The organism is Alteromonas sp. IB21 (assembly GCF_016405965.1).
Taxonomy (GTDB): domain Bacteria; phylum Pseudomonadota; class Gammaproteobacteria; order Enterobacterales; family Alteromonadaceae; genus Alteromonas.
Genome location: NZ_JAEFCD010000012.1, coordinates 84144 through 108875 on the forward strand (window position 1 = coordinate 84144; position 24732 = coordinate 108875).

Sequence of the window (24732 nt, forward strand, 5' to 3'; positions counted from 1 at the left end):
GTACCCATCTCAAAAATAGGGGAGAGATCATACCCAGCCTGACTCACAAGTAAATCAATGAATGAAAATTTCTTCAAACGTAAAAAAAGTTAACAAAAGTAGTTAACAAAACTTTGCAAAGTTGCAACAAAGTCAATAAGATTGAGGAAGATACAACTGGTCTAACATGTTTAAAACCATTAATTAAACCTGTAAAGAAAATGCACAGCAGGCTACTTTTAAAAGAATTAGGTTTTAAACACAGAATAACAACAATGCTTGTAGGGAGTAGAGATGAGAAAACTCGTATTAAGTTCCAGTGTGGCCCTTGCGCTGGGTCTGGCAGGCTGTGGTGGCTCCGATGAAACCCTTTCCGACATTCAGGCCGAAACAGAAGTTCAAACCCCATTTTCACGAATCGTTTTTGACCCGGCAACAGGGAACCTAAATATTCCGAACGACCTGCTTATGCTTCCTGGCGATGACGGTTTCTTCGATTACACACTAAATATTCCGGTGGCTGACCCTACCGATTTCGCCGACCCGCAAAACGCACTTAACGTTTTAGACGGTTGGTCTACGCAACACCCGTTTGTTATCAACGTACAAACGCCTCCGGGTGCGTCGCTTGATGAAAGTACACTAGCATCTGGCGTATTGCTATTTGAAGCGACTCTCGGTCTTGACCAAAGCGACCCAGACTGCGCACAAGTGTCTACGCCATCAGCGGGTTGTAAGCTTGGTGATCAACTTACCTTTGGCGTTGATTATGTACTTAGTCTAGCGGACAGCAACACTATTACATTTGTTCCATTAAAACCGCTCAAATCTGCTCAAGGCTACATGCTTGTCATGACCACTGATTTGAAAGATTCCTCTGGCAAGTCTGTACAAGGTTCAACAACCTGGGACTCAGTTAGACAAGACATTAACTCCAACCCTTTATCAAGCGATGCACAGCTTCAATTGCAGGGCCTAGTAAATTCATTAGTTAATCCGGTGCTTGGTGCAGGTTATGACCGTGAAGACATTACTTACGTATCTGCCTTCACAACTCAGTCAATAGCTAACTCACTTGATACGATCAAAAAGGTGATGATTAGTCGATTTGCACAACTTGCTGCTGGTGGTGACCCTTCAGCACCAACAGCACTTCCAGTCATTACGGTTAGCGACGTTTCTGCAGCGCCAAATGCGATGGAAGCGCTTGGATTGGTTAACGAGGCAGTTGTTGCAGGCGCGGTTGAGTTGGGTAAGCAAGGTTTACCAGATAACATTCAAGCTGCCATTGATGCAACTGACTTTAGCGCGTTGGAGACGTGCGCAGGTCTGGGCGGTACGGTGTCTGGTCAGCTCGAATCTCAATGGGGTGCGCTAAATGATTTTGCAGTCGGTGTATCTACGGGTATCTTGGCGCAAGCAGGGCCATTCTGCGCAGCACAGCGCTATGAAGGTAACATCGCATTACCTTATTTCCTAGGTGTACCAAGCGCTGAAAACCCATTAGCACCGGTAAATGACTTCTGGAAAGCAGCGTGTGACAGCGGCATTGTACTAGCCGGCGCACCGCAGGAGCTACTTGCAAATGCAGAGCCTGGTCCAAATGCAGCTATGTGTTCTTCGCTAGGACTTGCTGACGTTCGAATTAATGGCGAAATGCTTGATAACGCAAGAAACATTACTAAATTTAACCCGTATCCACAGCCTACGGGCGGAAACATGGGTACAGAAACGCTAGACGTTCAGGTAACGATCCCAGATCCGGCAATTGCAGGTGCATTAGGCTTCCCGATTAGTATGCCTGAAGCAGGGTGGCCGGTCGTTATTTTGGCGCACGGCATTACTAGTCAAAAAGAAGACATGCTTGCCATAACGGGAACGTTGTCGCTGGCAGGTATTGCGTCTGTAGCCATTGACCAACCCTTACACGGTAGCCGCGGCTTTGATTTAAATGGAGATGGTACTGACGACCTTAACGCTACATCCGTAAGCGCCACGCACTACATGAACCTCGCAAGTCTGCCTACTGCGCGGGATAATTTGCGCCAAAGTGTATCTGATTTACTTGGTCTACGCTTAGGTCTAAACGCCGTTGTAGATACCACTGCTGCACAAAACGTTAAGTTTGATATGTCTCGTGTTTCTATCATGGGTGTATCACTTGGTGCGATTACAGGCGGTAACTTCGCGGCAGTTGCTAACACGTCGATGGGTGGTGACTTAGCGGCGCTTGACGGTATGTTTGCTGTGAGACAAGCTTCGCTCGAATCTCCAGGAGGCGGCGTGGCGCAATTCTTACTAGAATCTGCTGCTTTTGGCCCATTAATTAAAGGCTTATTGTTGTCTCAGGCATCTGAGGACTTTGTAGCACTGCTTAATCAGCTGTATGAAACATCTGACGTGAGCGAAGAGCAACTTCGCGCTGCGGTTGCCGTATTCGAAGACAATTTGACGCCAGAGCAAGCAGCTGCTGTTAATGCAGTGTTCGCTGAATTCGCTTTTGCTGCACAAACAGTCATGGATGCCGGTGATCCAACTAACTACGCTCAGACATTGGGTAGTAATACATCCGTACATATGATGACGGTGGTAGGCGATGGTAGCGAGCAAAACCTACCTGATCAGGTGATTCCTGTATCGACAGCATTGCCGCTCTCAGGTCAGCTTCCACTCGCTTCTACCATTGGTTTAGAGCAAGTGACTACCACCCAAGGTCCGGGCACAGACCCAATCAGCGGTTTGGTACTGTTCAACAGTGGCGCACATGCATCTAGCTTAAGCCCAACAGCAAGTGCAGCAGTAACCACCGAGATGCAAAAAGAAGTGGCGGGCTATATTGCTTCTGATGCATTAGCGCTACCAATTTCGGATGAGAGCGTTATAGCAAACTAAAAAGGTAATTAGTTGTGTAAAATACGATGTAACAACTGCTTACATTTAAAGTAGCAAAAGCCGGCCTTGCAGCCGGCTTTTTCGTATAAAAACTATAATGTTATTTGAATGTCTCATGGTGTTAATGTAGTGTAAAATTTAGGTCGGATCAGTTTGACGATTGCTACTTATTTCACACATAGAAAGGCTATGTATGTAGCAAGAGTGAAGGACCTTTTCATTTATTACAGGGATTCAATGCGATGATTAATAAAAATACGTTTACCGCTAAACGAACGCTTATTGCACTCTCTCTTGCGACGCTGTTGGCGGCTTGTGGAGACAACGACAACGACTTCTCAAACATAGAGCAACCGGCACCAACCCCGCCAACCACGCCAGACCCTACACCAGCACCAATTCCAGCATTTTCGCCTGACGGTTCTCTTTCAGCCGATATTAGATGGACGACTTACGGGGTTCCGCATGTTAAAGCGGATAATTTAGAGAGTATGGCTTACGGCGTTGGTTACGCTTTTGCACGAGATAATCTTTGTGTATTGTCAGATCAAATACTGAAATACAACTCAGAACGCGCCAAATATTATGGACCGGACCTAAACCCCGGTAGTGGTGACTCCGAGCACCTTATTAATGACTTTGGCTTTTTGACACTAGGCATAAGAGAGCTGGCCGAAGAGAATTTGCCGAGACTGTCAGCGAACTCACGAGCTATGTTTCAGGGTTATACCGCGGGCTACAACCGTTATTTAAGCGAAACACCAATTGAAGAGCAAGACCAAAGTTGTGCCGGCCAGCCATGGGTAACTGAAATAGACAGTGTTGATCTTTTAACCTATTCACTGGGTGTAGCGCTTCTTCCTGGAGCGGCTAATTTCCTTGGGCCAATGTTTATTGCTGCACCTGAGGGTGAAAGTTACTTGCCCACACCTGCAGCATCAACAAGCGAGATCGCTGCTTCTGTTAAGATTGCGCCAACTGTGACTTTACCTGAGAGAAACCCTCAGGAAATGGGTTCAAATGGATGGGGTCTAGGCAGTGACAAGACAACCAACGGAAAAGGCATGGTTCTTGGAAACCCACATTTTCCTCATACCGGTAACCTTCGTTTCTGGAATTTTCATGCTCAAGTACCGGGTCATTTAAATGTTACAGGTGGCTCGTTAATGGGTTTGCCAGGTGCAGTTAATATTGGGTTTAATGAGAACGTTGCATGGACACATACATTCTCTACAGCCGAACATTTTGTGGTTTATCAACTCACTCTTGATGAAAACGATGAATCTGGCCTTACCCATGTTGTTGACGGCAATAGACGAACTATTTATGAAAAGCCTCTGCAGATAGATGTTGCTGTAGGTGGTGGGCAGACAATTAAGCTTAATAAAACGGCTTACTACACCAACTACGGGCCTATGATAGAAGTGCCAGGTAACTTTGATTGGACGGGGAATAACGCGTTTGCAATAAAAGATGCCAACTTACCCAATTTCGATATCGTTGATCATTGGCTTGCCATGAACATGGCAACGTCAATGGATGAATTTAAGCAGGCGTTTAAAGATTATGATGGCGTTATTTTTAATAACACTATGGCGGCTTCTTCTGATGGTCAGGTTTTTTATATTGATGACTCAACCGTTCCTAATTTAACTGAAACAGCGATAGAGCAGCTCACAACAAATCCGTTGCTTATCCAAACTAAAGCGGCTGCAGGGTTCACGGTTTTACCTGGAAATATTTCTCAGTTTGATTTCGAAGGGCCTGTGCCTTACGACGAAGCGCCAAAATACGAAGGTACTGACTCGGTACAAAACTCTAATGATAGCTATTGGCTAACTAATCTCGATTCGCCTATTCTGGTCAGTAACCCGCTTTTCGGTAATGTAAACAACCAACAATCACTGCGCTCGCGCATGGGTCAACAGTTTATTGAAAATGAAGCTGGGAGCGACGGTACTTTCACGCCAGAGGAAGTAGAAGGTTTGCTGCTTAATAACAGAAGTTATTTAGCAGAAAATATTTTGCCCTCTTTACTTTCGATATGTGCAGAGCAGGGTGATACTCTAGTAGATGTAGACGGTACCAGTGTGGATGTATCACAAGCTTGCGCTGCACTTGAGGACTGGGATGGCACAATGAACCTGGCAAGCACAGGAGCCCATGTGTTCAGAGAGTTTGCTTTTCAATTTAATCAAGCGCCACAATGGGAAACACCTTTCTCCCTCGATGCGCCTGTCAGCACGCCATCTGGCTTGGTTAAAAACGAAGTTACTCTTCAACATTTAGCTAGAGCAACCCAGGTTATCGAGCAGGCAGGGGTTGCTTTCGATGCGCCCCTTGGTGATGTGCAGTTTGTTGAGCGTAGTCTTCCTGATGGAACGGCTTCAGGCATAAAACTGCCGTGGGCTGGCGCGCATAATATTGAGGGTGGCTTTAACGTTTTTGATGTTAGTAGCAATAGAAATGGAACCCTATTGCCTAGACACAACTACGAGCCTATTAACAATAGAACTGCGATGAGCGCTGAAGCTAAGGGGTATCACATAAACTATGGCACGAGTTGGGCAATGGTCATTAACTTTACTGACAATGGACCAAAAGGACGCGGTATATTGACTTACTCACAATCACGTAAGTATGGCAGTGAGCACTTCTTAGACCAAACTCAACTTTACTCTGAACAACCGACATTGAGAGATATCTTTTTCACAGAAGAGGAAATTGAAGCCAATAAGATAGAGCAGCTTAACCTATCGTCAGACTAGCGTGAGACTGGTATTATAGCGTAATGAAAACAGCGACTTTGCCGTTAATCGGTAAGGTCGCTATTTACGTAGAGGGTGTGACTTAACGTCACCCGCTTATTTTACTAGGAGTAGAGTTTGGAGTTTTTGTACGAATACGGTTTGTTTGTTGCTAAAGCAGTGACGCTAGTAATTGCTTTCGTAGTGGTTGTTTCAACCATAGTTGGTGTCGCAAGCAAGCAAAAGCAGGGAAAAGGGCAGCTTGAAATCGTGTCTATTTCAGAGCAGTTAAATGACATCACTAACTACGCTAAGCAGGTTCTGTTAGACAAAAATGCACTGAAAAAGCTGGCCAAAGAACAGAAAAAAGAAGCGAAAGCCAAGAGTAAAGAAAAAAGCGACGATACCAAAAAATCTCGTATGTATGTAATCGACTTTAAAGGCTCAATGGATGCGCATGAAGTTGAACACTTACGTGAAGAAATCACGGCTATTCTATGTGTTGCTAGCAAAGAAGATGAAGTGCTGGTTCGCCTTGAAAGCGGCGGTGGCGTCGTACATGGCTATGGACTCGCAGCGTCACAGCTTCAACGAATTAAAGAAAAAGAGATAAAGCTAACCATTGCTGTAGATAAAGTTGCCGCAAGCGGTGGCTATATGATGGCGTGCGTAGCCGATAACCTTCTTGCCTCTCAATTCGCATATATCGGGAGCATTGGGGTACTGGCTCAACTCCCCAATTTTAATAAGTTATTAAAGAAGAACGATATTGAATTCGAACAGCATACCGCGGGTGAATTCAAGCGAACGCTAACGGTATTTGGCGAAAACAACGATGAAGGTCGCGCAAAATTCAAAGAAGAGATTGAAGAAATTCATGTGCTGTTTAAAGACTTCGTACAAAGTCAGCGCCCAGATATGGATATAGACAAGGTGGCAACCGGCGAATATTGGCCAGGCATTAAAGCTAAAGCGCTAGGCTTAGTTGACGACATCACTACATCAGATGATTACATCCTTTCTCACTATCCAGCGCGAGAAATCTTTAGCGTTAAATATTCAGTGAAAAAGAATGTTGCAGAGAAGCTTGGCATGTCGGCAGCAAATGTTATTGAGCGTGTTTTTATGAAAACCATGAATAAAGCCCGTCACTGGTTTTAATGTCAAGCTCACGTCTGCGACTGAAAGTTCGGTATCTCGCCGGTTTTTTAATAAGGCAGGCGTGAGTTACGTTTTTCAACCTACAAGAAAGATAATAAGAAGAATATGGCACGGCATACTAAAACCGATATATTGGATGCGGCTGAATATTTGTTTTCTCAAAGCGGGTTTACGCAAACTTCGATGCGAGAAATTACTGCCAGAGCTGAAGTCAATCTTGCATCCGTAAATTACCACTTTGGCAGCAAGAAAAACCTCATTCAAGCGGTTTTTAAGCGCTATTTCGACCAGCTTATGCCAGAAGTGAAATCCTGTCTAGCTTTGCTACCGCACATTGAGGGCGTGAAAGGTGTAGAGCAGCTACTTTATTCACTCATCCCACCTATGATAAATCTTAATACGCTCTCAGAACAGGGCACAGCAACCTTTGTAAAACTATTAGGGCGCGGGTATAACGAAACGCAGGGGCACTTGCGTAAGTTTTTAATGAACGATTATGGTGACTGTATCCGTGCGCTCGTTGACGCTATAAGGCGTTGCCTTCCTGAATTACCGGAGGAAGAGCTATTCTGGCGTTTACATTTTGCGATGGGTAGCTTTGTGTTTTCTATGGCGTCGAGCCAAGCATTAACAGAGATTGCAGAATCAGATTTTCATAAGCACGTTGATATTGAAGAAGTGATTCAGCACCTCGTTCCATTTGTAGCGCAGGGGCTAGCTGGTAAATAGTACGATCTTTCTTTGATGTTTTTTCTGCGGAATTTGCTCTTTAATTTGGTAACATAGCGGACGATTCAAAACCTATAAAAGCGCTGCCTTGAACTAGTTTGATGTAGCGCTTCACGACAAATTACCCAAGCCGACAAGGTGAACATCTGCAAATTCACGAACTACTTGTGTTTGTCTATAAATAGTAATTTTGAGTAACGTTCGCGTCTTTCGATAGCGCTTTTTGGCTTTTTTGTCTAATTTTCAACCGGAGGACTTGTGTCTATTACCAATCTAGAACTACAGAATTATCTTGATGGCATGCTTAGGGTCAAAGAAATAAGTGATTATTGCCCTAACGGTTTACAGGTAGAAGGCGCACGCGATATAGAAACCATCATAACGGGCGTGACTGCATCGCAAGCCTTAGTTGATGCTGCTGTGGAAAAGAATGCTGACGCTATCATTGTCCATCACGGCTATTTTTGGAAAGGTGAATCTCAAGTCATTACCGGCATGAAAAAACGTCGTCTCTCAGTACTGCTCGCTAACGATATTAATCTCTACGCTTATCACCTTCCTTTAGACGTACACCCTGAATTTGGCAATAACCGTCAACTTGCTGCGCTTTTAGGAATAGTAAATGTAAGTGCGGTCAGTAGCGTTAAGCCACTAGGCGTTGTTATGCAGGGAGACCTAGAAGAGTCGGTTGACGGTCAAACCCTACAAACGAAGTTAGCAACGCTATTAGGGCGAGAGGTTCTAATAGAGGGCCCTGTAACTAAACCTATTTCGACCATAGCATGGTGTACCGGGGGCGGCCAGGGGTTTATTGAACAAGCTGTTGACCTTGGTGTTGACGCGTTTATTACCGGCGAGGTGTCTGAGCAGACCGTGCATACCGCGCGAGAAATGGGCATTACATTTTTTGCGGCCGGACACCATGCCACCGAACGCTATGGGGTAAAATCTTTAGGTGAGCACATAGCAGAGCAGTTTGATTTATCTGTTCACTTTATTGATATCAATAATCCTGCTTGATGTAGAGTAAGGTGAATGAATAACGATCGTATTTTCGATGGAATCGCTGAAAAATTTTCAAATAATATCTACGGTACAACAAAAGGTAAGCTAAGACATACCTTACTCTGTGATGTGCTTTCGCCTTATGTTGCAAAACCGCTGCGCGCCCTTGAGATAGGCGGCGGAACAGGGGTGATGACAGCACATTTAGCATCAATGGGACACACGGTTACGCTAACCGATGCGTCTAAAGATGTGCTCGAACAAGCTACTAGCGTTCTTAATGGGTTAGACAACATTACGATAAGACAGCAGTACCTGCAGGCGATAGAAGACTTAGCTGACTATGATTTGGTTGTGTGCCACGCAGTGCTTGAGTGGCTTGACGCGCCTTTTGATGCAATAGACTATATTTTTAACAATATGAAGAGTGGGGCGTGTCTGAGTCTTAGCTTCTTTAATCAAGATGCAAACTTATTTGCGAATGCCATTTACGGTAACTTTGACTATATCGCTAAAGGCATGAAAGTAAAAAAGCAGGTTAGACTTAACCCTAAACAGCCATTAAGTGCGATGCGCGTAGTGGAACACTGCGAGACACTTGGTTTTAAAGTGTTAGAAAAAGCCGGCATTCGATGCTTTCATGATTATATGCGCGATGTAAGCCATCAAAGCAGTAAGTTCGACGAACTACTGGCACTGGAACGTCAATATCACAAAACCGCACCATACATGTGGCTTGGCAAATATTTTCATCTGGTAATGAAAAAACCATAACATCATTTCGTTGCTCCCATTACTGCAGCCTCTTGGTTTTGATATCCCAAATAAGAAAGAAGCGCAATTTTGGGAGCGGTTAGATTAGACGCGAAAGGCGGCTACGCTTTAGAGTCTGTTGCTGCCATATCGTATGTTGTTTAGGGTTATTTCTCCAATTTCACGCAACGCTTCCTGAGTAAAAAAACCTTGATGCCCCGTTATCAGAACATTGGGGAAAGTCGTAAGTCGCTGGAAAACATCATCCTGTATGATTTCCTGAGAATGATCGCTAAAGAAGAGTTCAGACTCGCGTTCGTAAACATCCAAGCCTAGGTAGCCGATTTTCTTCGACTTTAGGCCCCTTATGACCGCTGTATCGTCAAGTAACCCCCCTCGAGACGTGTTAATGAGCATGACCCCGTCTTGCATCTTGGCAATGCTGTCAGCGTTTATTATGTGCTGACTATGCTCATTAAGCGGGCAATGCAACGTAATAATAACGCTTTTTGATAGCAGTTCGTCTAATGAAACATAGTTAGCCCCCATGTTACTAATAGAAGCGTCCGGTGTCGGGTCAAAGCACAATACATTGCACCCAAAGCCGATTAATATTCGAATGACCGCTTTACCAATTTTACCCGTTCCAATAACGCCGACATTTTTTTGATGAAGCGTAAAGCCCATTAAACCTTGTAAGTTAAAATTTCCTTCTCTGACGCGGTTATAGGCTTTGTGTGTCTTTCTGTTTAAGGTTAGGATAAGCGCTAGCGTATGCTCAGCAACAGTTTCAGGACTGTAAGCAGGTACACGACTCACACTGATCCCCATTTTAGCTGCCGCGTCCACATCCACATTGTTGTAGCCAGCACAACGAAGCGCTACGTGGTTTACGTTATTTTGGCTTAACGCCCTAATTGTAGCTTCGCTTACATCGTCATTTACGAATACCACAACGTCAGAGAATCCTTTACAACTTAATGCGGTAGAAGGGTTTAGCGGATGCTCAAAAAATGTTGCCTCTATGGGAGAGGTTAACGTTTCATTACGTACATTGAGCAGTTCAGTAAAGACCTGTTTTTCATAAGGCCGAGTGCTAAAAAACGCAACGTTTATGTTGGAACTGTCGTCTAGTAATAAACCTTTCTGTGCCATATGCTTTATCCCTACGAAGGATGAATGAAGTCCTGTTGAGATGATCAATCAACAGGTAAAAGCTTGACAATATCTGCTTCTATTGCCGAAGGTTTGACGGTGGGTGCGTATCGCTTTAACACCTTGCCATCTGTGCTAACAAGAAATTTCGTGAAATTCCATTTTATACGCTTGGTTCCCAAAAGACCCGGGGCTTCTTTTTTCAAAGACTCAAAAAGCGGATTTGCCTCAGGACCATTCACAATAGTTTTTTGAAATAAAGGGAAAGACACACCAAAATTTAAACTACAAAACGCTGCAATATCTTCATCACTCCCTGGCTCTTGATGACCAAATTGATCACATGGAAAACCCAGTATTTCCAGACCTTTGTCTTTATACTTTTTGTAAAGTGCCTCCAACCCTTCATATTGCGGAGTGAACCCACATTTGCTGGCGGTATTGACAATGATTAACACTTTGCCTTTGTATCGTTCAAGGGTGATTTGTTCGCCGGTATTGCGGGTAATGGGATGCGCGTAGAGTTCCAAAGTAAATTCCTATGTTTTTGTTGTTGTTAAGTCTGTTACTCTTAAGTAATCAAAACATCGATGTTTATCTTCTAGAGTATATTTTGTATGAGTAATTTGAAAGTGAGTTTTTTAGGCTTGGGTGTTATGGGTTTTCCAATGGCCGGCCATCTAAGCAAAGCGGGTTACCCTGTAACGGTTTACAACAGAACGGCGCAAAAGGCCAAAGACTGGGTAACGACCTATCAAGTAGGCGACGCACAAGTTAAGGCATGTGAAACTGTTGCTGAGGCTTGCGAAGATGCATCCATTGTTTTCATGTGTGTAGGGAATGATAACGATGTGAAAGAAGTCGCCTATCAAGCGCTTAAAGTGATGAAGCCGGGCAGTGTACTTGTGGATCACACTACAGCGTCGGCTGATATAGCCAGAGAGCTTTACGCCGCTTGCACAGAAAAAAACATCGGCTTTCTTGATGCACCCGTTTCGGGAGGACAGGCAGGGGCCGAAAATGGTCAACTGACCGTAATGGTTGGTGGCGATCAAGGATCCTATGATAAAGCTGAACCAGTAATGTCTCATTACGCTCGACATAGTCAGCTATTGGGCAAGAGCGGCAGCGGCCAATTAGCAAAAATGATGAATCAAATATGCATCGCGGGTATCGTTCAAGGGCTTTCAGAAGCATTGCATTTTGGCCAAAGAGCCGGATTAGATTGTAATGCTGTAATTGATGTAATAAGCAAAGGGGCTGCGCAATCTTGGCAAATGGAAAACAGAGCCAGCACTATGCTAAGCAATACATTTGATTTTGGATTTGCCGTTGACTGGATGCGAAAAGATTTAGGCATTGCCCTAGATGAAGCCCGCAAAAATGGTTCTACCCTCGCGCTTACTGCACTTGTTGACCAATATTATGCCGATGTTCAAAAGCTAGGGGGTGGGCGTTGGGATACGTCTAGCCTGTTAACACGTCTTAAATAACAACTTACTGATAGATAATTAAAGGTTTACGCCGGTCCTGGCTAAAAGTCAGGGTCGCCGTTTAATTCATTCCGTTACATCGATTGCTCTTGGCCAGATAGAATAAGTTGCTCCAGACGGGCTTTGCTAGTTTCATTTAACTTCAATGTCGTTATCTTATCAATGAGTTGTTTAAGGTTAAACTTTCGATATACGCCCGTGTCTGCCTCAATCATGCATTGAAGTAAGTTTAAGCCAAAGGCAGGAGTTTCTGGAGAGAGATGAAACGCGTCATAGAAATGCTTCATTGCGCTTGTGAAGCTCCCTTCTATAAAGAGCTGCGTGCCAGTTTGATTAATCGCAACGGCTTGTTCGTGATTCAGCCCTAAGCGTTCTCCACCTGAAAAAATGAGTTCATCATTCATGACTTGTTCAGAGATAACCTGTAACTCAGCATTTTTTTGCTTAGCCATGAGAAGCAATTCGCCCGCTTTACGTTCGTCTCCCAAGCCGTGATGGACCTTAGCTGCAATCACTAATATTGAAGGCTCCGTACGCAAATAGTTATCAATGTGGTCGCCTTCAAGCAGATGCGCCGCTTTCTCTAAATCGTTTTCAATCACTGCGCCGAAGGCAAGGAGGTAATCTCGCTTTTGAAGAATTTGAGGATCTCCCTGGCTTCGTCCTGCTATACCTACTAGCTTACGAGCCTGAGATAAACTCTCTGTTCGATTTGTCTCTGGAGATTCTTCCGCTAAAAAAAGATAAAATTCTGCAAGTTCGAAGGTAAAGTCAATAAATCTGTCTTTAGCACTTCTATGCATCGCTCTTTTTTTCTGAAGCAAGTCAATAGCTTCAATGACTTTGTCCTGCTTCTGAAAGGCGATAGTTTTTAATTTTGCAGCGGGAAGACTTAGCTCGCTAAAGTTGATTTCATTAAGATACTTTTCGACATCTTCAAACGCGCTTTGCTCGAAGGAAATCGATGCTAACCATTCAAAGGCTTTATCACGAGCAAGACTGGAATTAACTAATTCACCTAAATGGTTTTTGCAATCTGGCCACTGGCCCGAAGCATATTGGCACTTAATTTTGCCCCATTGGGCCCACAATACCTTTTCCGAACGCGTCAACACGTCTTCATAAATGCTAAGTGCGCGGCTAATTTCTCCGCACTCAACAAGAAGGCGGGCGTAAAGTTTTCTGATGTCTCCAACAAGACGAGGTGGGATGCCTTCTTTTATCTTCGCTCTAATGATATTAACCGCACGGTCTGGCTGTTTATTATCAAGCGAATGCAATGCGTTCTTGATAAAGTCTCGGTACGTCAAGTAGTGGTTAATTTGCCGAGTCAGCGATGCGATTGTGTAAGGTTTGATAAGAAGAACGTCAGGTTGCAGGTCCATAATACGACCGATAATTTGTGGGGAACGGTCTGATGTTAAGAAGATAATACCGGTACTTGGCCGAATAAACCCCGCCTCGCGAAGATTGTGAATCCATTCAACGCCGTTTTTGCCTTCACCGAGGTGGTAATCCATCAGCAACAGCTCAAAGTTCTGTTTTTTGAGAGCGGCCTTAAGTTCAACACCTGTCGCAAAACTACTCACTTCCAAGTTTGCAATAGACATGAGATGCCCTCGAAGCGCCGTTCGAGCAGTGGCATTATCCTCTACAATGGCAATTCTAAATTCCACGGCTACCTAGTGAGTGATTGCAAAGTGCTTAGATTATCAGTAGCTGCGAAAAAGTGCATTAGCAAATAGGCCAAGATTTCATGTCGATGGGAACGAGTCTCTATTTCCACTCTCTGTCTCGTCACAAAATATTTACGTTAATGACGATAAACTTTAAAAGAATATTTACCTTTACGTTTACGTAAGGGGTAGCTATTGGTTATTGTTATGAAAAAGCAAATCAATTGAAGGTATGACTCATGAATTTTGATTTAACAGACGACCAATTAGCCTTTGAAGAGACCGCCCGTCAATTCGCACAACAAGAGTTGGCGCCAAACGCAGCGATGTGGGACAAAGAGCACTACTTCCCCTTAGAGGCGATAAAGAAATCAGGGGAGTTAGGATTCTGTGGTCTGTACGCGCCAGAGAGTGCAGGAGGGCTGGGGCTCTCGCGTCTAGACTCTTCAATTATTTTTGAACAACTTGCGATGGGGTGCACCACGACGACCGCCATGCTTACGATCCACAACATGGCAACGTGGATGATTGCAACTTGGGGAACTGAAGAGGTTAAGAACACATGGTGTGAACAACTGGTCTCTGGCGATAAACTTGCTTCCTACTGCCTTACAGAACCAGGCGCTGGGTCTGACGCGGCGTCGCTTAAAACCAAAGCCGTTAAAGAAGGCGGTGAATACGTGTTAAACGGTTCAAAAGTATTTATCTCTGGCGCGGGTAGTACTGACGTTCTGGTTGTTATGGCTCGCACGGGAGAAGAAGGTCCAAAAGGTGTTTCTGCGTTCGCTGTTCCCGCTGATGCAGCAGGCATAGAGTATGGTAAGGCAGAAGAGAAAATGGGCTGGAACGCACAACCAACCCGAATGATCACTTTTGATAATGTGAAGCTCGACCCAAGTTGGCTATTAGGCGATGAAGGCCAGGGCTTTAAAATGGCAATGCAAGGCTTAGACGGTGGCCGCATTAACATAGCAACGTGCTCAGTTGGCACCGCACAGCAAGCGCTAAATGTGGCTAGAGACTACATGAATGAGCGTGAACAGTTTGGTAAGCCTATTGCTGGTTTTCAGGCGTTACAATTTAAGCTGGCAGACATGGCAACAGAATTAGTTGCCGCAAGACAAATGGTTCGTATGGCCGCATGTAAACTGGATAATGATGACGCTGACAAAACAACGTATTGCGCAATGGCAAAGCGTTTTGCAACAGACGTTGGCTTTAACGTGTGTAACGATGCGTTGCAGTTGCATGGCGGGTATGGCTATATAAAAGAATATCCTTTGGAGCGTCATTTCAGAGACGTCCGGGTTCACCAAATATTGGAAGGTACTAACGAAATAATGCGGGTGATCATCGGTAGGCGTTTACTGTCAGACGAACGAAGCGTACTGTAAAACCCTTTTTTATTCATGTTTATAAACGGATTTCCCGATAGGAGTTGTAATGACAGATGCCGGATCAGTTGTGATCGTTGATGAGATCAGTACGAAAACAAATGGGTTCAAAATAGGCCGGTTGACCTTAAATAAGCCAAAGGCATTGAATGCGCTAGATCTCGAAATGGCAGACCTTATGCTAAAAGCATTACAAAGCTGGCAGGCGAGAACTGATATTGCCGCAGTAATTATTGACTCGGCTGGCGAAAAGGCGTTTTGTGCTGGTGGTGACATCGTTTCCATGTACAATTCAATGGTTGAGGCTCACGGACAAATTCCGGCATTTCTGGAAACGTTTTTCGAAACTGAATACACGTTAGACTACACCATTCACAACTACAATAAGCCCATTATTGTATGGGGAAGTGGAATTGTGATGGGCGGCGGTATGGGTCTTCTCTGCGGTGCGAGCCATCGTGTTGTCACCGAAACATCTCGCCTAGCCATGCCTGAAATCACCATCGGACTTTACCCTGATGTTGGAGGTAGTTACTTTCTCCCTCGGCTTCCTGGAAAATCAGGTTTATTTTTAGGCTTAACGGGTGGGCAGATGAATGGGGCTGACGCTTGCTTCATTGGATTAGCTGATATTATGGTTAATAGCGCTGAAAAGGAAAATTTGCTTGAGCAACTCGTAAATTATTCTTGGAACGCCACCGAAATGGACAGTCTAGCTGAGTCGGTGACCCATGTCTTAAGTGGTCTTGCGACGCCAGAAAATACGCCTCAGAGTAATATCGAACCAAATATGGCGTTGATTAATGAGTTATGTAAAGGCGACAACGTTACTGAGGTTGTGAATGCGGTTCTGTCTTATGACATGCAAGACAACAAGTGGCTATCAAAAGCCCAAGCCACATTAGCGAAGGGTTCTCCAATTACGATGCACCTAGTTTTTGAACAGTGCAAGCGAGGTGGAGATATGTCGTTGGCTGAATGCTTTAGAATGGAAGCTGACATGTCTTGTCGTTGTGGTGAGAGTGGTGAATTTCAAGAAGGTGTTAGAGCACTTTTGATTGACAAAGATATGTCGCCAAAGTGGAAATATAAGCAAGTCGAAGACGTGCCCCTAGGTGAGATTGAACATCATTTTACTTCGCCTTGGACAAAAGAGAACCATCCGCTGGCGTCGCTTTAAGTCTTAAAAGCCTTCAGAGGTGCTTTAGCTCCATCGTGTACCAATGACGATGTGGTAACAAGGCAAGAGAACACTGTGTGTTGCCGTAAAGGTACTGGATTTGATATCCTTTGCGGCAAATTTCCTTCAAGTAAGATCCTGTCATGTGGCACTGCCCACTTTGTAAATCCCCGATTTCTTTAGATACTCAACAAATCATGTGCCCCAACCGCCATAGCTTCGACAAGGCAAAATCAGGCTACGTAAATCTATTACCTGTTCAGTTTAAAAAATCAAAATTGCCAGGGGACGATAAGGACATGGTGAGAGCTCGAAGAGAATTTCACAAGCTAAACGCTTACCTACCTCTGAAAGAGAGAATGATATCTTTACTCCGGGATGCCCTGAGCAAGAAAGATATTCATTCTGAACTTTTGGATGAAGGGCACAAATCTAATCTCATTAATATCTACGATGCTGGCTGCGGAGAAGGTAGCTACTTGGATGCGATTATCGACGGCCTATTATCCAAAGGACTTGCAGTTAATGGCGCGGGTAGTGATATTGCAAAGATAGCGGTTGAACTTGCCGCCAAGGCGTTTAAGCGATCGCAGTTTGTCGTAGCAAGTAGCTTTGACTTACCTCTCGGTGACGACAGCCAAGACGTGATAATCCAAGTTTTTGCACCAGGGAGCAACGATGAATATCTCAGGGCTCTAAGAGACCATGGCCTTTTGCTTACTGTGGACCCTGCTCCAAATCATTTGTTTGAACTAAAAACAATGATTTATGACGACCCGAAACAACACCAGCTTGAAGACGCGCCAAGAGTAGGGTTTACGAGATTACACAATGAGATATTTACGTTTTCTATTGATTTTAAAAGTCATGATCACGTACTTGCGTTGATTAAAATGACGCCGTTTTACTGGAAATTGCCAGAAGGAAAAATTAAGGAGATTGTGAAAACATTAACGTCGGTTTCAGCCGATTTTCATATTCAACTTTGGCAAAAACATAACAGTGAAGATGTTCAATGAAAAGTCATAATCAGAAGCGTGCGCTTTTTCTAGACAGAGACGGAGTTATAAACGTGGACCATGGCTATGTTGGAAAGTATGACGAATTTGATTTTATGGAGGGAATCTTTGATGCGGTCCTTTTCTTCCAAACTAAAGGGTTTCTCCCGGTTGTTGTAACAAATCAAAGCGGCATTGCCCGTGGTTACTATACCGAAAGTGACTTTGAAGTACTTATGGAACGGGTTCAAAAAGATTTTTCTTTCCATGGTATTCATTCGCTACCAATTTATTTTTGCCCGCACCATCTCGATGGAAAAATACCTCAGTACACAACAAAGTGCACATGCAGAAAGCCTGCACCAGGAATGCTTTTATCGGCTGCCCAAGATTTGGACCTAGACTTAGCCAATAGCGTTTTAGTTGGTGATAGCTGGCGGGATATACAAGCAGCGGATGCTGCTGGGCTAAAGCAAAGTTTTTTCCTAAGCAAAGACAATGCTACAAGCGAGCAGGAAGCACAGCTTTCGAAAGACCACACGGTAACAAAAATTGCGAGTTTAAAAGAGTTGATTAAGTAAATAGGTGGTTATGCGTAACCGAGATTGAAATAAAAATCAAGAACTTTCAGTGGGATAGGGTTTAAACTGCTGTGGGTAACGGATATTACCGCACAGCAGCGTTAATCACTAATTTTGCGTTGAAAAGCGTGAGAGGTGCTTTATTGCCTGACTGAGTAAATCGACGTTCAACGGGTCCTTACTGCGTTTACCCGTTGCCATATCACTAATTTCGTAACTCCCATTACTTAATACATCAGTGCGTTTATTATCGTGGAATACGACAATACGTTCGCCTGAAGTACTCACCAACCAAGCTCTGTTTGGGGATAATAGATTTTGTCCCGTTGAATAATAGGTGGTGGGCGCGTTACATCCCAGAGCGCCGAGTATTGTAGGTGCCAAATCTTCGGTACTCGCTAACGTCGCGTTCAACTCAAGGGTACTGTAAAGCGAGCCTTTTCCATCTTCACTTCCGAATCCCGTTGCCACAATAATATCGTGTTTACGTTCAAGCGTACTCTTCACATAACTTCCTATATCTGCGCTATGCATAAAAGCGATATGAAGCCCTTGGTGATTGTTCGTTATTGGCTGTTGGTAGCCCGATAGTTGCGGTAGTGGTAGCGCTTCATCACTATGAATAGAAACTGGCATACCCAAACCCAACGGAAGCGCAAGAAGAACAGGGCGCTTTTGAGACAATGCGTCTTGATATATCTCAGGCACACCAAAGAGGGTTGATATCATCAAACCCTCAATGCTGCTCGCAGTTGAATAGTAATTGGCTACTCTGTTCAAGCTAGTTTGGTCCATTTCTCCTAAATGTAGGATTTGTTCGTTGTCTGTTTGTACCACTACCGTTAGGTTTTTATTTGTCTCTACGGAACAATAGACAGGCTCTGCAGGATAAGTAATGTTATGAATGTCTGGATTGAACTGTAGTTGCTTTCGCTCTTCATAGGCCGCTAAATCGAGAAGACCATATCGAGACATCGTTGTTTTGGCCGTCGCTGGGTAAGACAGGGGAAACATGTTGTCTTGTTTTATGATTGGTTGATAAAGCTTGGCATCAGCCCATACATGAATAGCGTGACTAGTAACAAAGCAACTCACGAAAAAGGTGGTGACGGGTATCCCTATCTTATAGCGAGTAAAACGCTCGACGCGCTTCCAAATTGCGTTAGCTAAAACCAGTTGAAAGCCTAGCCATACCACAAATAGAAGAAGTAGAAATGACCACTGCTGCCAGCTCTCGATAGCCATTGTCGATTGTGCTTCACTGCGCAGCAAATCTGCTGCATGAAAGCTTATATGAAATCCTGTACGGTTAAAAAGCAAGGCATCGAATGCCAGAAGCGCAAGGCCTACTGCAGCAATAATTGATGCACTTAACTTTATTACTCTCTGGTTATTGACCAGATAGCAAAGCGGAAGGATAAAGATAACAAAGCCAAAGAAGGTCATAAATCCTATATGACCAAACCAATTGGCAAGAAGGTACACAGTGCCGACACCTGTGCCAGGCATAGGGGATGAGAACACGAAGATTGAGGCAATAACAATGGCGATGATAATATTCGCCAAGGCAAACCAGTGCCCCCAATTTACCAGTTTTGTAACGCGCTGGCGACGAGGTGATTCGGCAAGTATCATGCTATCCCTTAGCTATTTTTAACGCTTTTCTTTAGAACATCGGCAAACTGGGTTGCCATTTTTTCACGATTTTCTGGGGCTACCTGCGTGTTCAAAATATGCGTAATCACATTTCCTAACACCATAAGAGAAAGGTCACGGTTTGCACCAGCTTGTTCAAGAGTTAGAATAACGTTATTCATTAGCGCTTCGAATTCGTCGTTGTTATAACGGCTTTGTTGGGGCATTGCTACGCCTTTTTTAGGATTTCTTTGATAAAAAGAATGGTTTTACACGTAAAATGATTATAATCGTTGTTTGAGTGAGTACAATCATTCATTCTTAAATCCCGCAATTCTTTGAATAATTCTGACACTTTTTAAGCCACAGGACACCTGATACTCTATGAGTGCACTGATTCATCACTTTGTTGTACATCGTTTGATTGTAAACAAAGAAGAGAAAATTGAAGCTATTCCGCGAGAAAACTGCCTAGCAGTGACGCCCGACATTGAGCTTCTTGCCCATCAAATCAATCACAGTTTTAACGCTAAGCCGGGAAAAGGAGTAGGCCACTTCGTTAGTGAAGTCACCCGCGAAGCCAAAGTTGAGAATGAAGAGGGGGACGCCGAGACGCAGAAAAGCACGGAAAATGTAGCTGAGTTTGCGGAAGGCCTAAGAGAGTATATGGATATTCAAAAAGCGGCGGGCGACAATGTAGAAGATGCATTTCACGCATTTTCAGTGTCAGCGACAAACCGCTTAGTCCGAACGCTGGCTGAAACCGGAACGGTAGAAACGGGTTTTTTAATTTTCTGTCAGTACGAATATTTAGCTACGCAGTATCTTATGATTGCGTTGTTAAATACCCGGTCGCATGTTGAAGTGACAAACTCTCTCGATTTATCAGCCCGCGAGCATTTAGATTTGGCGAAAATGCAGCTCGCCGTTCGGTTCGATTTAACCCAATGGGATATTCAACCAGAGCAACAGCGCTACGTTAGTTTCATCAAAGGCAGAATGGGCCGTAAAGTATCAGACTTTTTCATGCAGTTTGTTGGTTGCGAAGAATTGGTAGACGTTAAGCAGCAAAACAAACAGCTTATTTCTTCTGTGGATGCATATTTAGCCAGTGAATCGCTAGACCCACAAGAGCAGCATCAGCACAGAGAAGAAGTGAAATCTTACTTCAAGGAAAAAATTGATGCGGGTGAAAGCCTGTCAGTAGACGAACTGGCTAACCGACTTCCACAAAACGAAGAAACTAGCAGCAACTTTTCTGTATTTACTCAGTCAATGGAAGTTCCGCTTGAAAAAGAAATTCAGCCAGACCCTGCGGCGTTGAAACAGCTTGCTAAGTTTACTGGGCAGGGGGGAGGTATTTCGCTGAGCTTTGAGCGCAAACTTATGGGTGACAGGGTTTTTTATGATCCAGCAACAGACACGCTGACTATCCGTGGAATTCCACCCAATTTAAAAGATCAGCTTAATCGCCAATCTTCAATGGACTAGTCGCTGCGAAGCCGCGATAAAAAACGTATACTAGTTTTCAGAAAATAGACTCGATTCAAGGATGTTATGCAATTATTTGTAAATGATTTGACAGTGATGGACTTCTCTTACCTTTGCCCAAAGCGCGGCATGGTTGGCGAAAGCTGGATTGTCGATGTGATTTTGGACGGTGAACTTAACGAAGAAAGCATGGTTCAAGACTTCGGTCATGTTAAAAAGAACTTAAAGCGATTGATTGACGAATATGTTGATCATAAGTTGCTTGTGCCGGCTGAGTATGAAGGCTCAGAAGTGATCCATGACGATGACTCAGAACAGGTTGAAACCCGTTTTACCTGCACAGATGGCCGTAGCATCATGCTTCATTGTCCTGCTGAAGCTTATGCGTTTGTGTATTCTGATGAAATTAATATGGATTCAGTGGGTGTTTATCTTAAAGAGGTTTTGGCTACGCATTTGCCGGAAAACGTTGAAAATATAACGCTTCATCTTCGGGAAGAGATCATTACTTCACCTTACTATCACTATACCCACGGGCTAAAAAAGCATGATGGTAATTGCCAACGTATCGCTCATGGCCATCGTTCTCGTATTGATATCCTTCTTGACGGAGAAGTGTGTGTCGACAGCCAGCGATACTGGGCTGAACGCTGGGAAGATATCTACATTGCCACTCGTGAAGACCAGATTGCCTACAGTGACAGAAAATTAAAGGGCAAAGTAGAAAATCAAGAGGATTATCACTGCTTTGCTTATGAGTCTTCGCAGGGCTATTTTGAATTGTTAATTCCCAAATCAGATTGCGAAATTATTGAAACTGACTCTACGGTTGAGTGTTTGGCACAGTATTTACTTGAAGAACAAAAGAAACGGACACCAGATGGCGTTTGTCAGGTTATTGCTTATGAAGGCGTAGGTAAGGGGGCAACCGTTAAAGGGTAGGCGAAACCTTCAAACACCGGCACGACAAGATAGCGACTCAACTGGGAAAGGAATTGGCTATGGAAATTACACGAATGCGAAACGCGAGTTTTAGATTACTTACTCGTGCTTTAATCTGCTCGATTGCGCTAAGTGTAGCGCCGCAGGTGAGTTTTGCTTCAGCAGGGATTGACACTAGCGGCACCACTGCTAAACCTTCGCATCAACCAAACATAGATGTCACGCTCAATGGGAAGTTTACACAAGGCGCATTGTTGCGCGGGCAAGCGCCAATAGGCGCAAGTGTTTTCTTAAATGGGCAGAGCGTGCCGACCAACAAGGATGGCAAGTTTGTTGTGGGGTTTGAAAGAGAAGCCCCGCTAAACCAACTTCTCACTGTGGAATTAGCCAGCGGTCAGAAATGGGAGCGCCACATTACGCTAGAAAAGCGGGAATATAATATTCAGCGCATTGATGGGTTAGAGCAAAAAATGGTTACACCACCTGCTGAAGTCACAGCACGTATTAAGCAAGATAATATCAATGTGGCGAATGCTCGTAGCAGCAATTCTGATTTAGACGCATTGTTTACGGGCTTTAAGTGGCCAGCCAATGGACGTATTTCTGGCGTGTATGGTAGCCAGCGCATTTTAAATGGCGTGCCGAAATGGCCTCATTACGGGCTTGATATAGCAAATGAAACAGGTACACCTGTATATGCGCCGGTAGATGGGGTTGCAACAATGGCTGACGACCTCTACTACTCAGGAAACACTCTCATCATTGATCATGGTATGCGTGTGTTTTCGACGTTTTTACATATGGACACCATCACTGTAGAAGTGGGTGATACGGTAAAGCAAGGTGAGCAAATTGGTACGATTGGAACAACCGGGCGCTCGACGGGACCGCACCTAGATTGGCGTATTAATCTTGGGAAAATACGTTTAGACCCACAGACGGTAGTATCTGGCTCTCCAGAAGAGGATTGAGCACAGTAGCGTGCGCTCGCCAAACGTAAAAAGGCACTGTATGGTGCCTTTTCTCTGAAAATAAAAAATAACTCGGTTCTTTAGCTCTTTCGACCTAACCATTTACTGAGTTTAAGCTCATCGGTAATGGTAAAGTACGCCATGTCAGGGCGGGCTTTAACTACATTAAGGGGCAAGGTTATGAGTCTGCCATCACGAATGAGGGTTATCTCTACCGTTGACGCCTGTGCATTATCTAGAAGACGTTGAAACTTTTGCACATTCACGATGTGCCCATCAAGCGCAATAATCACATCGTTTAGCAGAATTCCTGCATCCATGGCGGCAAGCCCTTCAAAAACCTGTACAACCGTTAAGCCAAAGCTTGCTGGTTTTAGCGTGGCGCCAAGCTGATTGATAATTGCGGGCTGAGACGTTATACCACCTTTGTCGTCACTCGACACGCGAGGGCGAGTGCGGTATTCAACACCCATTTCTCTAACGAGGGAAGCGAGTTCTACGTCATTTGTGCCATAAACCACCTGGTCTAGATATGCTGATACATCAATATCAAAATGTGTTTTACATAAATCCTGAATAACACTATCAGGCGTACCTTTTTCATCTATCCCATAATGCTGCCAAAGTAACTGCATTAGGGTATCTAGGCCTACCTTGTCGTTAGACTCTTTTCTAAGCAATAAATCCAGTCCTAGGGCAATAACACCGCCTTTTGTGTAATAACTTACAATATTGTTAGTGGCGCTTGCATCTTGCTTATAGAACTTTGTCCATGCATCAAAACTACTCTCTGAGGCGGTTTGTTTTAAGCGCCCTGCATTCTGTAAAAGCCGACTCACGTTTTGCGCCACAATATCGAGGTATTTCTGCGGTTCGATCACACCGGTTCTTGCAAGGGTTACATCATCGTAAAAACTCGTAAATCCCTCATAAATCCAAAGCTGATTGGTATAGGTTTCCTGCGACAAGTCTGGATTTACCATAACATTGGGTTTAATTCGCTTTACGTGCCATGTATGGAAAAACTCATGGCTACAGAGGCTTAAAAATGTAATATAGCTATCTGTTTTTTTACTACTTTCGCCAACTTGTGGCAAATCAAAACGGGGATAGAGTAAAGCGGTAGAGTACTTATGTTCAAGACCTCCAAACCCATTATCGGCAAGCAGTGTCATAAACAGATAATTATCGATAGCCCGAGGGGTGCCAAACAAATCAAGGTGATGTTTGCAAATAGGCGTTAAATCTTGAGCGATACGCTCATAGTCGATGTTGTTATTGCCAGAAAACAGCAGGGTGAATGAAACACCATCCACATTAAAACAATGGGTATCGGCAATACCTACATAAATAGGATGGTCAATAAACTCGTCGTAATTTTGTGCGACGAAATGCCACCCAGAAGAAGATGCGCTATCTAGGCGCGTAGGCATTGACGTATAGGCTTTCCAATTAGCGGTTGTTGGATCATTCTCGTTAAGTTTAATATTAAGTTCGCAGCCTGCATTTTCGAACCCAGACACTTTAAGAAAAGCACTGGTACCATTGATAAAAGCGTACTGGTCGTTGATGAATGCTGATCGAATGGACAAATCGTTTGCATAAACTGAATACCGAACAGTACATGGCTTACCTTGCGTTCCTATCTGCCACGTTTGCTTGTCGAGTTTGGTGATAGGGAGAAGTGCCACTTCCTCTTCTGTTGTCGTTTCACTAACGGTTGCGTCGATATCTATTATGCTCTTGGCAAAATCCCTAACCATATAGCTTCCTGGGATCCAGCTTGGCAAAAAGAGTTCTAGCGTGTTTTCGCTGTGTTCAGGGATATGAAGCACAACGATGAATTGATGAGCACGCCAATTTGAAATAGTTAACGTATAGCGGAGAGCTGTAGGCATAAACGTCCGATAGGGTGAAGAACAGGAACTATTAACTATACCAATCTATCGC

General features: G+C 44.1%; 20 protein-coding genes. 14 read left to right on the forward strand and 6 right to left on the reverse strand.

The window, feature by feature from the left end; genetic code table 11:
- Window positions 1–273 precede the first annotated feature (273 nt).
- The 6 genes from JC525_RS10170 to JC525_RS10195 all read left to right on the forward strand — a co-directional run bounded on the left by JC525_RS10170 (window position 274) and on the right by JC525_RS10195 (window position 9287).
- Window positions 274–2871, forward strand: coding sequence for a VolA/Pla-1 family phospholipase (locus tag JC525_RS10170; protein WP_198815733.1), 2598 nt, complete (start codon window positions 274–276; stop codon window positions 2869–2871).
- 242 nt (window positions 2872–3113) lie between these two features.
- A complete protein-coding gene (locus JC525_RS10175) occupies window positions 3114–5639 on the forward strand; it encodes an acylase (RefSeq protein WP_198815734.1) in 2526 nt (841 codons plus the stop codon).
- A gap of 117 nt (window positions 5640–5756) precedes the next feature.
- Complete coding sequence (gene sohB / locus JC525_RS10180; protein ID WP_198815735.1) at window positions 5757–6779, forward strand: protease SohB; 1023 nt, start codon at window positions 5757–5759, stop codon at window positions 6777–6779.
- A gap of 105 nt (window positions 6780–6884) precedes the next feature.
- Window positions 6885–7508: a TetR/AcrR family transcriptional regulator gene (locus JC525_RS10185; protein WP_198815736.1), complete on the forward strand. Its 624-nt coding sequence runs from the start codon at window positions 6885–6887 to the stop codon at window positions 7506–7508.
- 258 nt (window positions 7509–7766) lie between these two features.
- Window positions 7767–8528: a Nif3-like dinuclear metal center hexameric protein gene (locus JC525_RS10190; RefSeq protein WP_198815737.1), complete on the forward strand. Its 762-nt coding sequence runs from the start codon at window positions 7767–7769 to the stop codon at window positions 8526–8528.
- A gap of 15 nt (window positions 8529–8543) precedes the next feature.
- Window positions 8544–9287, forward strand: coding sequence for a methyltransferase (locus JC525_RS10195; RefSeq protein ID WP_198815738.1), 744 nt, complete (start codon window positions 8544–8546; stop codon window positions 9285–9287).
- Window positions 9288–9395: 108 nt separating this feature from the next.
- Here the strand turns inward: JC525_RS10195 and JC525_RS10200 are convergent, their stop codons facing one another.
- Entirely contained in the window at window positions 9396–10421 is a 1026-nt protein-coding gene (locus JC525_RS10200) for a 2-hydroxyacid dehydrogenase (protein ID WP_233095112.1), read from the reverse strand.
- 44 nt (window positions 10422–10465) lie between these two features.
- Window positions 10466–10951 (reverse strand): glutathione peroxidase, encoded by a 486-nt coding sequence (locus JC525_RS10205; RefSeq protein WP_198815739.1) that lies wholly within the window; start codon window positions 10949–10951, stop codon window positions 10466–10468.
- Window positions 10952–11038: 87 nt separating this feature from the next.
- On the opposite strand from JC525_RS10205, the gene JC525_RS10210 reads away from it, so the two are divergent.
- Window positions 11039–11914, forward strand: coding sequence for an NAD(P)-dependent oxidoreductase (locus JC525_RS10210; RefSeq protein WP_198815740.1), 876 nt, complete (start codon window positions 11039–11041; stop codon window positions 11912–11914).
- Between the two features lie 74 nt (window positions 11915–11988).
- Here JC525_RS10210 and JC525_RS10215 read toward each other — a convergent pair whose 3' ends face one another.
- The gene (locus JC525_RS10215) at window positions 11989–13572 is read right to left on the reverse strand and encodes a response regulator (RefSeq protein ID WP_332874100.1); all 1584 of its coding nucleotides are present in this window, start codon (window positions 13570–13572) and stop codon (window positions 11989–11991) included.
- A 257-nt stretch (window positions 13573–13829) separates the two neighbouring features.
- Between JC525_RS10215 and JC525_RS10220 the strand changes: the two genes are divergently transcribed.
- The 4 genes from JC525_RS10220 to gmhB all read left to right on the forward strand — a co-directional run bounded on the left by JC525_RS10220 (window position 13830) and on the right by gmhB (window position 17743).
- Window positions 13830–14984 (forward strand): acyl-CoA dehydrogenase family protein, encoded by a 1155-nt coding sequence (locus JC525_RS10220; protein ID WP_198815742.1) that lies wholly within the window; start codon window positions 13830–13832, stop codon window positions 14982–14984.
- A gap of 49 nt (window positions 14985–15033) precedes the next feature.
- On the forward strand, window positions 15034–16164 hold the full coding sequence (locus JC525_RS10225) for an enoyl-CoA hydratase/isomerase family protein (RefSeq protein ID WP_198815743.1): 1131 nt from the start codon (window positions 15034–15036) through the stop codon (window positions 16162–16164).
- A gap of 197 nt (window positions 16165–16361) precedes the next feature.
- On the forward strand, window positions 16362–17183 hold the full coding sequence (locus JC525_RS10230) for a putative RNA methyltransferase (protein WP_442859540.1): 822 nt from the start codon (window positions 16362–16364) through the stop codon (window positions 17181–17183).
- Window positions 17180–17743 (forward strand): D-glycero-beta-D-manno-heptose 1,7-bisphosphate 7-phosphatase, encoded by a 564-nt coding sequence (gmhB, locus tag JC525_RS10235; protein ID WP_198815745.1) that lies wholly within the window; start codon window positions 17180–17182, stop codon window positions 17741–17743. The genes JC525_RS10230 and gmhB overlap by 4 nt, the downstream gene beginning before the upstream one ends.
- Before the next feature lie 108 nt (window positions 17744–17851).
- Here the strand turns inward: gmhB and JC525_RS10240 are convergent, their stop codons facing one another.
- Both JC525_RS10240 and JC525_RS10245 read right to left on the reverse strand, forming a co-directional pair.
- Window positions 17852–19378 carry a DUF3413 domain-containing protein gene (locus JC525_RS10240; protein WP_198815746.1) on the reverse strand — a complete coding sequence of 509 codons (1527 nt, stop codon included), beginning with the start codon at window positions 19376–19378 and terminating at the stop codon, window positions 17852–17854.
- A gap of 8 nt (window positions 19379–19386) precedes the next feature.
- Complete coding sequence (locus JC525_RS10245; RefSeq protein ID WP_198815747.1) at window positions 19387–19605, reverse strand: DUF1414 domain-containing protein; 219 nt, start codon at window positions 19603–19605, stop codon at window positions 19387–19389.
- A 157-nt stretch (window positions 19606–19762) separates the two neighbouring features.
- Between JC525_RS10245 and yejK the strand changes: the two genes are divergently transcribed.
- The 3 genes from yejK to JC525_RS10260 all read left to right on the forward strand — a co-directional run bounded on the left by yejK (window position 19763) and on the right by JC525_RS10260 (window position 22782).
- Window positions 19763–20869 (forward strand): nucleoid-associated protein YejK, encoded by a 1107-nt coding sequence (gene yejK, locus JC525_RS10250; RefSeq protein ID WP_198815748.1) that lies wholly within the window; start codon window positions 19763–19765, stop codon window positions 20867–20869.
- Window positions 20870–20935: 66 nt separating this feature from the next.
- Complete coding sequence (locus JC525_RS10255) at window positions 20936–21811, forward strand: 6-carboxytetrahydropterin synthase (RefSeq protein ID WP_198815749.1); 876 nt, start codon at window positions 20936–20938, stop codon at window positions 21809–21811.
- Between the two features lie 59 nt (window positions 21812–21870).
- A complete protein-coding gene (locus JC525_RS10260; RefSeq protein ID WP_198815750.1) occupies window positions 21871–22782 on the forward strand; it encodes a M23 family metallopeptidase in 912 nt (303 codons plus the stop codon).
- A gap of 80 nt (window positions 22783–22862) precedes the next feature.
- Here the strand turns inward: JC525_RS10260 and JC525_RS10265 are convergent, their stop codons facing one another.
- The gene (locus JC525_RS10265) at window positions 22863–24680 is read right to left on the reverse strand and encodes a M61 family metallopeptidase (protein ID WP_198815751.1); all 1818 of its coding nucleotides are present in this window, start codon (window positions 24678–24680) and stop codon (window positions 22863–22865) included.
- Window positions 24681–24732 lie beyond the last annotated feature (52 nt).